The organism is Gracilinema caldarium, assembly GCF_029265695.1.
Classification (GTDB): Bacteria; Spirochaetota; Spirochaetia; order Treponematales; family Breznakiellaceae; genus Gracilinema; species Gracilinema caldarium_A.
The window spans coordinates 1-8,324 of the sequence record NZ_JAJUHW010000072.1 but is presented as its reverse complement, the minus strand read 5'-3'; the positions used below and the strand labels follow the sequence as shown (position 1 = coordinate 8,324).

At 43.1% G+C, this 8,324-nt stretch carries 8 protein-coding genes; 5 read left to right on the top strand and 3 right to left on the bottom strand.

Annotated features, from left to right (window positions below; genetic code table 11):
* Positions 1 to 403, top strand: a 403-nt coding sequence (locus Q7P68_RS13625; RefSeq protein WP_304226579.1) for a class II aldolase/adducin family protein, incomplete at its 5' end; no start/stop codon positions are given.
* A gap of 16 nt (positions 404 to 419) precedes the next feature.
* Here Q7P68_RS13625 and Q7P68_RS13620 read toward each other — a convergent pair.
* Positions 420 to 1,877, bottom strand: coding sequence for a sugar ABC transporter ATP-binding protein (locus Q7P68_RS13620; RefSeq protein WP_304226577.1), 1,458 nt, complete (start codon positions 1,875 to 1,877; stop codon positions 420 to 422).
* A complete protein-coding gene (locus Q7P68_RS13615) occupies positions 1,870 to 2,655 on the bottom strand; it encodes a DeoR/GlpR family DNA-binding transcription regulator (protein WP_304226576.1) in 786 nt (261 codons plus the stop codon). The genes Q7P68_RS13620 and Q7P68_RS13615 overlap by 8 nt, the downstream gene beginning before the upstream one ends.
* A 216-nt stretch (positions 2,656 to 2,871) precedes the next feature.
* On the opposite strand from Q7P68_RS13615, the gene chvE reads away from it, so the two are divergent.
* The 4 genes from chvE to argC all read left to right on the top strand — a co-directional run bounded on the left by chvE (position 2,872) and on the right by argC (position 7,841).
* Positions 2,872 to 3,954 (top strand): multiple monosaccharide ABC transporter substrate-binding protein, encoded by a 1,083-nt coding sequence (chvE, locus tag Q7P68_RS13610; RefSeq protein ID WP_304226574.1) that lies wholly within the window; start codon positions 2,872 to 2,874, stop codon positions 3,952 to 3,954.
* Between the two features lie 91 nt (positions 3,955 to 4,045).
* The gene (gene mmsA, locus Q7P68_RS13605; RefSeq protein ID WP_304226572.1) at positions 4,046 to 5,599 is read left to right on the top strand and encodes a multiple monosaccharide ABC transporter ATP-binding protein; all 1,554 of its coding nucleotides are present in this window, start codon (positions 4,046 to 4,048) and stop codon (positions 5,597 to 5,599) included.
* A gap of 25 nt (positions 5,600 to 5,624) precedes the next feature.
* Complete coding sequence (gene mmsB / locus Q7P68_RS13600) at positions 5,625 to 6,794, top strand: multiple monosaccharide ABC transporter permease (protein ID WP_304226570.1); 1,170 nt, start codon at positions 5,625 to 5,627, stop codon at positions 6,792 to 6,794.
* A 99-nt stretch (positions 6,795 to 6,893) separates the two neighbouring features.
* The gene (gene argC, locus Q7P68_RS13595; RefSeq protein WP_304226569.1) at positions 6,894 to 7,841 is read left to right on the top strand and encodes an N-acetyl-gamma-glutamyl-phosphate reductase; all 948 of its coding nucleotides are present in this window, start codon (positions 6,894 to 6,896) and stop codon (positions 7,839 to 7,841) included.
* Positions 7,842 to 7,918: 77 nt separating this feature from the next.
* Here argC and Q7P68_RS13590 read toward each other — a convergent pair.
* Positions 7,919 to 8,324 (bottom strand): phosphotransferase (locus Q7P68_RS13590; protein ID WP_304226567.1); only part of this gene is annotated, 406 nt, incomplete at its 5' end.

Here is an 8,324-nt window from a genome sequence, read left to right as displayed (position 1 = left end):
GGTGGCCTGGGCCCAGGCGTGCAGGTCTGTACCGGTCTTGGGAACTACCCATGCGGATCACTGTACCCATCCAATTCCCTGTACGGATTATATCAGCCAGGAGGCCCTCGCACGGGATTACGAAGAGGAGACAGGTAAGCTTATTGTGGAGACCTTTCGGCGGCAAAAGCTGGATCCTCAGGAAATTACGATGATCCTTGTGGCAGGTCATGGACCCTTTACCTGGGGCCCTTCCGCGGCAAAATCGGTCTACCATGCGGCGGTATTAGAAGAAATCTGCAAAATGGCTTGGCTTACCGGTGTGTTAAATCCTGAAATTCAAAGTCTCCCGGCCCATATTGTTCAAAAACATTATGAACGAAAGCATGGAGTCCATGCCTATTATGGGCAACAGGGGAAATAATCAGCGCTAATAAGAGTTAGCCCCGAGTAGCGTATTGTACAATACGCTCCGGGCTTGCTTTACAATGAGGAATTTCTGCAACGATCGTACCAGCGGTAAGGATAAGAATCCGGTCACACATACCAATTATCTCTTCTATGTCGGAAGAAATAAGAATAATTGAACCATGTTTTGCGACGATATCGTTCATTGCATTGTATAAATCGATCTTAGATGATATATCGATGCCTCTGCTTGGTTCGTCAAAAATATAAATATCTGCCCGGTATGCAAGCCAACGGGCTAATGCTACTTTCTGTTGGTTGCCTCCTGAATAGTTATCAGGTACATCATTAATATTGCCAGCCTTAATACCAATATGATCGCTGTATTTTCGTACTGTGTGAAACATGCTGCCGGTTCTGAGTCCTGTAATACCTTTGAATCGCTCAAGGGATGCAATGGTTATGTTTAACACGAGATTTTGATAATGCAGAATTGAATTGATACTGCGATCCTCAGGAATGAGCGCTATTCCATGACGGAGCGCATCCATGGGTGAATGTATAACGACCTCTTCCCCGTGTATCCGTATAATACCAGATGATATTGGTTCCTCCCCAAAAAGACAATGTGCAAGTTTTGTCCGACCAGATCCCATAAGTCCGGTAATTCCCAGTATTTCATTTTTATGTAATGAAAAAGAAATGTCCTTTAAAATGGGATATGATGACAAGTTTTTTACCTCTAATACGGGATCTCCAATGGATCTAATAAAACGAGGGTATCGTTCAGTGAGGGATTTTCCAGTCATTAATTTAACAATACTACGTTTGTCGATTTCAGATACCATTCTTGTCCCTAAAATCTTCCCTTGACGCATTACCGACACTTCATCCCCAATTTTAAATATTTCATCAAGCCGGTGAGAAACGTAGAGGACACTCGCTCCGCTGTCTTTTACTTTATGGATGATCTGGAACAATACTTGCCGTTCTGGTTCTCCGAGGGCTGCTGATGGTTCATCAAAAATAACGAGATCCCATGGATGTACCAGCGCTTTTGCAGCCGATAAAAGCTGTCGTTGTGCGTATCCGAGTTGACGCACTGTCTTGTCTGGTTCTAAATCAATCCCTAGTTCATGAAATAATTTGAAGGTAGTTTGCTTGATTTTTATAAAATCGATAGCCCCATTCCAGGAGCGTGGGTAACAGTTAAAAAAAAGGTTTTCCGCAACGGTAAGGTTTTCGAATACCTGCGGTTCTTGCGGAAGAAACAATATGTGTGGTTTGGTTTGTATAAAATGGATGCGGCCTGAATCGGCTTGATCTAAGCCGGCAATAATATGCAAAAGACATGTTTTACCCGATCCATTTTCACCGATCAACACATGTACTGTTGCAGGATGAAGATCAAGGTTTATATCAACCAACGAAAATTCATCGGAAATTCTTTTAGTTATATGATCAAGTCTGAATGCCTGCGTACTACCCATTTTTTGGCCCTTCATAAATATCAACGGTGGTAAACAAGCAAAGATTCGCTTCAAAGAGTTTTTGTTTCATGTTATCAGAAATTGTTCTATCTGTAATAACCGTATCACCTGATTGAGCTGTTCCGAAAGAATAAAATGCGTGGCGGCCAAATTGATCAGCGCTGCAAAGAATGATGAGCTTTTCTGCATTATTTCTTGCTTCTCGTATAAGTAGTGCCTTTTCCTGAGATGATACCGATAGTTCTAAGCGGTCGCTGAATCCATCTACGGTAACAAACATTTTATTTACATGAAACCGCTGCATGTCATCCAATGTAAGTGCTCCATAAACGGCTGTTTCATTTTGCGATAGCTCGCCACCAAGCAGTACGACCTGTTTGTTTTTTTGTTTACCCAATTCCATGGCGATGGATAGATCGTTGGTCAAAACAACTAAGGGTGTGATCTGTTGAACTGCTTGCACGATTGCATCACATTGAATACCTGATAAAAGGAGAATCGTGTCTGAGGGTTGAATTAATCGGGCTGCTGTTTGGCCGATTTCCAAAGTAGTGAGTGACTGCTGGAGTGCAGGTTTGTATTGTGTCTCTTTTGGTGTTTCAACAAGAATTGCTCCGCCGTGGGTTCGTACTAAAAACCGGTCTTCTTCTAGTTTCTCAAGATCTCTGCGAATGGTTACTTCTGAGACTGCAAACAGTTCCGTAAGGGTCCGTACATCAACTTGTTTGTGCTCCAATAGATAATTTCGAATCAGACGGTGTCGTTCCAGTGCAAACAAATGGTGTTTCTCCTTGGCCGCTTAATCATACTACTGGGTTCGCGTAAGCGCAATCATGGAATTTATAAAAAGTGTACGTTACCTCATTTTTTATTTGACAGATTTAAATAGCGGGTGTACGATTCAATCATATTCGAAAGTTTTAGAAAGAAACGTGTACGTTACCACTTATCGTTTTGTTCTAAAACGTTCATATTTCACGAAAAGGAGTAGAGTATGAAGGGTTTTGTACGATTTGCCAGCATTCTGTTGGTCGGATCTCTGTTAGTCTCCGGCGTTTTTGCTAATGGTCAGCAAGCCGAAGGCGGGAAGCAGTATTATGTTGGTATTGCGATGCCAACCCAATCATCCCAGCGTTGGATCCAGGATGGCGGCAATATGAAGAAAATATTGGAAGGCCGGGGATACAAAGTAGATTTGCAATACGCAGAAGACAATATCGATGCCCAGATCGCCCAACTGGAAAATATGATAACCAAAGGTGTAAATTGTCTTGTAATAGCATCAATTGACGGCGAATCGCTAACCAATGTTCTTAAAAAAGCTGCAGCGGCTAAAATACCGGTCATTGCCTATGATCGGCTTATTCGAAACAGTCCTCATGTGGATTACTATGCAACATTTGATAATTACAAAGTTGGTGTACAGCAGGGTGGTTATATTGTTGAAAAGCTTGGTTTAAAGCAGGGCAAAGGGCCCTTTAATATCGAAATATTTGCTGGTTCTCCTGATGATAACAATGCATATTTCTTCTATAACGGCGCTATGGATCAGCTAAATCCCTACATTAAAAGTGGAAAACTGGTGGTACGTTCTGGTCAGATTGAATTTGCTAAAGTAGCTACACTTCGGTGGGACGGTGCAACTGCTCAGCAGCGAATGGATAATATCCTTACCGCCTATTATACGTCTGCGAATGTAGATGCAGTCCTTTCTCCGTATGATGGTATTTCTATTGGTATTCTTTCTGCTCTTAAGAGTTCTGGATATGGTAGGAGTGGTAAAAAGCTTCCGATTGTTACCGGTCAGGATGCGGAGTTGCCGTCTGTAAAATCCATCATTCTGGGAGAGCAAACGCATACGGTGTTTAAAGATACCCGTGTTCTTGCTGAAAAAGCGGCAAATATGGTGGATGCGGTATTGCAGGGAAAACCAGCAGAAGTTAATGACACGAAAACCTATGACAATGGTGTAAAAGTGGTACCGTCATATCTGTGCGAACCAGTATCGGTTGATATAACCAATTACAAAGAAGTATTGATTGGAAGCGGTTATTATACCGAAGCCCAGTTGAAATAGCATATAGAAGCTGTTGGCAAGGCACTGTAATGATAAAGTCATTGTGGTGCCTTGTCGTTCTGTGAGAGTGGACAGACAGAGGTCGTAAACAATGGCTGAACTCATTTTGGAAATGAAGGATATCACTAAAAATTTTACCGGTGTACGGGCCCTCGATAAGGTCTGTCTTTCGGTTGTTAATCATGAAATCCATGCATTAGTTGGTGAAAATGGTGCTGGAAAATCCACACTGATGAAAGTATTAAGTGGTGTGTATCCTCATGGTTCGTATGATGGTCATATCTTTTTTAAAGGTAAAGAGTGTCAATTCAGGGATATAAGGGATAGTGAAGCAATAGGAATAGTAATCATTCATCAGGAGCTTGCCCTTATACCGTATTTATCAATTGCAGAAAACATATTTTTAGGAAATGAACAGGCAAAAAACGGAGTAATTAACTGGGATGAAACAGTAGCGAAGGCAAAAAAACTATTGCAAAAAGTTGGATTGGATGAGAACCCAAATACTTTAATTGCCGATATAGGAGTCGGTAAACAACAGCTTGTAGAAATTGCTAAAGCTCTCGCTAAGGATGTAAAACTGCTCATTCTTGATGAACCTACCGCTGCCTTAAATGATGAAGAATCTAATAAATTGCTCGATTTATTAGTAGAGCTAAAAAGTCATGGAATTACATCGATTCTTATTTCTCATAAACTAAATGAGATTACCAAAGTGGCCGATTCTGTAACGGTTATTCGCGACGGTCGAGTGATAGAAACTTTACAGAATGAAAACCATGTACTCGACGAAGACCGAATTATTAAAAGTATGGTTGGTCGTGAAATCGTTGATCGTTTTCCAAAACGGTCGATAGAAATTGGAGAAGAAATATTCCGAGTTGAAGGGCTTTCTGTCTATGACCCACTTAATGAAGATAGGCAAATAATTAAAAATGTATCATTTACCCTCAGAAAGGGAGAAGTTGTAGGATTTGCTGGTCTTATGGGGGCTGGTCGAACGGAAATAGCAATGAGTGTTTTTGGTAAATCCTACGGTATCCATCATCGCGGAAAAATATATAAAAATGGAAAAGAGCTACATATTAACTCAGTCCCTGAGGCTATTGATAACGGTATCGCCTATGTAACGGAGGACCGGAAAAATTATGGTTTAGTTCTTATTGGAGATATCCGCTCGAATGTATCGTTAGCTAGTTTGCGGACCGTAAGCAGATTAACTGTTATAGACGAAAACTGTGAAACACGGATCGCGAATGAATATCGAGACAAATTAAAAATTAAATGTGCGAGTCTATCCCAGAGAGTAGAAAATCTGTCAGGGGGAAATCAACAGAAGGTTGTACTGGGAAAATGGATTATGGCAAATCCAGATGTGCTTATCCTTGATGAACCAACTCGTGGTATCGATGTAGGCGCAAAATACGAAATATATACCATTATTAACAAACTGGCATCAGAGGGAAAAGCAATACTCATGATATCCTCAGAAATGCCTGAACTGCTTGGTATGTGCGACCGGATCTATGTGATAACCGAAGGGGAAGTGGTCGGAGAATTAAGGAAACATGAAGCAAGTCAGGAGGCCATTATGAAAAAAATAATTGAACATCAGAAAAAGAGCCGGCAGCGAGTACCGGCCTGATTTGTTACACTAAGAGGAGATAAATATGGGATCGGTAACTTCCTTCTTTAAAAACAATATACGACAGTACGGCATGGTCATCGCACTCCTGTTCATTATGCTCTTATTCCAGGTGCTTACCGGTGGGATCCTCTTTAAGCCTATGAATGTCACTAACCTGGTATTGCAGAACAGCTATGTCTTAATTCTTGGTGTTGGCATGTTGCTTTGTATTGTAACTGGTAATGTGGATCTTTCAGTTGGGTCTGTTGTTGCCTTTGTTGGTGCTGTTTCAGCGGTAGTAATGATCGATTTGAAAATCCCTGTAGCTGCCGGAGTCTTTTTAACACTGTTGATAGGACTTTTAGTTGGTTCCTTTCATGGTTTTTTTATCGCATTCCTGCGTATTCCGCCGTTTATTGTAACATTGGCAGGTATGTTAATATTCCGTGGATTAACCATGGTGATCTTAAAAGGGCAAACAAAAGCCCCCTTTGACAAATCTATTCAGAATATTGCAGCTGGGTTTATTCCTGGAGATTGGCATATTGGAACTTTGAATGGAATTGCTATTGTAATTGGAGTTGTAATGTCGCTGTTATTTATTATATCTCAAATAAACAACAGGGCAAAAAAGAAAAAATATGATTTTGAAGTGCTTCCACTAGGTCTCGAAATTGCAAAAATTGTCCTCATTGTTCTTGCAATTAATCTACTGACTTTTAATCTTGCTGCTTATAATGGTATCCCTATTGTGCTCATTTTGCTTGGATTGTTAATTTTTGTATATACCTTTATTACACAGCGGACGATTGCTGGACGACATATTTATGCCTTGGGAGGTAATGAAAAAGCTGCCCGTTTATCTGGAGTAAAGACCCAAAAGGTAATGTTCTGGGTATATGCAAATATGGGATTCCTTGCAGCTATTGCTGGGCTCGTTGTTGCGGGGCGACTGAATGCAGCAACACCAAAGGCTGGAACAAACTTTGAATTAGATGCCATAGCTGCTTGTTATATAGGGGGGGCAAGTGCATCTGGCGGTGTGGGGACTGTTGTAGGTACGATTGTCGGCGGCCTTGTGATGGGGGTTCTAAATAATGGTATGTCTATCATGGGTGTCAGTGTCGATTGGCAGCAGACTATTAAAGGGCTTGTTTTGCTTGGTGCTGTCTGTTTTGATGTATATACAAAATCTCGGAACACATCCCGATAATTGAATTTTAATGTTCAATATTTATAGTAATGGCCCTTTCGAGGGCCTTTTTTTATAGTGCTCCTTGTACACCGAGTTCCATTTTGTCATAATGAAACTATGAAGTATCGGGTGTTTGTGGACGGAAATGCGGGTACTACGGGGCTCCAAATAGGTGAGCGCCTCTCTCGCCGAAATGATGTAGAACTACTTACAATTCGGGATGAACTCAGAAAAGATGTTGATGAACGACGCCGGCTTATTAACGAGGCGGATGTGGTGTTTCTCTGTCTTCCTGATGATGCGGCCCGGGAATCGGTTTCCCTGGTTTCTAACCCACGAACTATAGTTATCGATGCCAGCACTGCCCATCGGACCCTCCCTGAATGGACCTATGGGCTTCCTGAGCTTTCCGAAGCGCAGCGCGATCGTATTAGCCGCTCAAAACGTATTGCTGTGCCGGGCTGCCATGCCACCGGTTTTGTACTCCTTGTTAGGCCGCTTGTGGATGCGGGTTTTATTTCTCCAGACTATCCTCTGGCCTGCCATTCGGTTACTGGCTATTCTGGAGGCGGCCACAAACTTATCGATGCTTACCGGTCAGGTCAAGGTGCGGGAACAGGGATGGAGGCAGCCCGGCACTATGCGCTGAGCCTCCAGCACAAACATTTACCGGAAATGCGGCTCCATGGAGGACTATCCAGAACTCCGCTCTTTACCCCCATTATCGGCAATTTTGAGCGAGGTATGGCGGTGGCCATACCGCTCCATGTGGATACGCTGGCTAAAAAAACGGACCTTGCGGGCATACAAAGCATTTATACAGCCCGTTACGGCCTGAGCCGTTTTGTAAAGGTTATGCCGTTGGGGGAAGCCTCCCTGCCCGAAGCGGGTTACTTTGATCCCACTGCATGTAACGGTACAAACCGTGCTGAAATATTTGTGTATGGTAACGAATCTCAAGCCTTGCTTATTTGTAGGCTGGATAATCTGGGAAAAGGGGCTTCCGGGGCAGCCCTCCAATGCATGAATATTGCCTTAGGGCTCGACGAAGGGCTGGGATTATAAAGCGGATAGAGGCACGGACCCTTTGTATTATCGGTCCTGCGCCGCCGCTGTAACCAGCTTAACCAGCTGTTTTACCTTCAGCCGCCCATTTCGCAGAGCTGGTCCTCCAGGTCTTCGATACATTTTACCCAGAAAGCCCGGCTCCCCCAATCGGGGAAGTGCTGATAAAAGGCCCGGTCAAAGCGCTGCTGGTTCTGCCAGTGGAGGTAATGGACCATCCTGAAAAACCTGAGATCTTCGATGAGGGCCAGTTCTCTGCGATCAAATTCTTCAAAATCGCTGTAACCCTGGAGTACGAGTTCCAATGCTCGTTTGCTACTACGGAGGTGGTCCGGTAAAAGAAGCCAGAGATCCTGCACTGCGGGGCCGGTTACCATGTCATCAAAATCGATAATGACAAGGCCCCTATCAGACGAGCCGATAAGGTTCCCCCGGTGAAAGTCGCCGTGTAGACGTAGTGCTGAAAGCCCTTGGTAGTGGCTC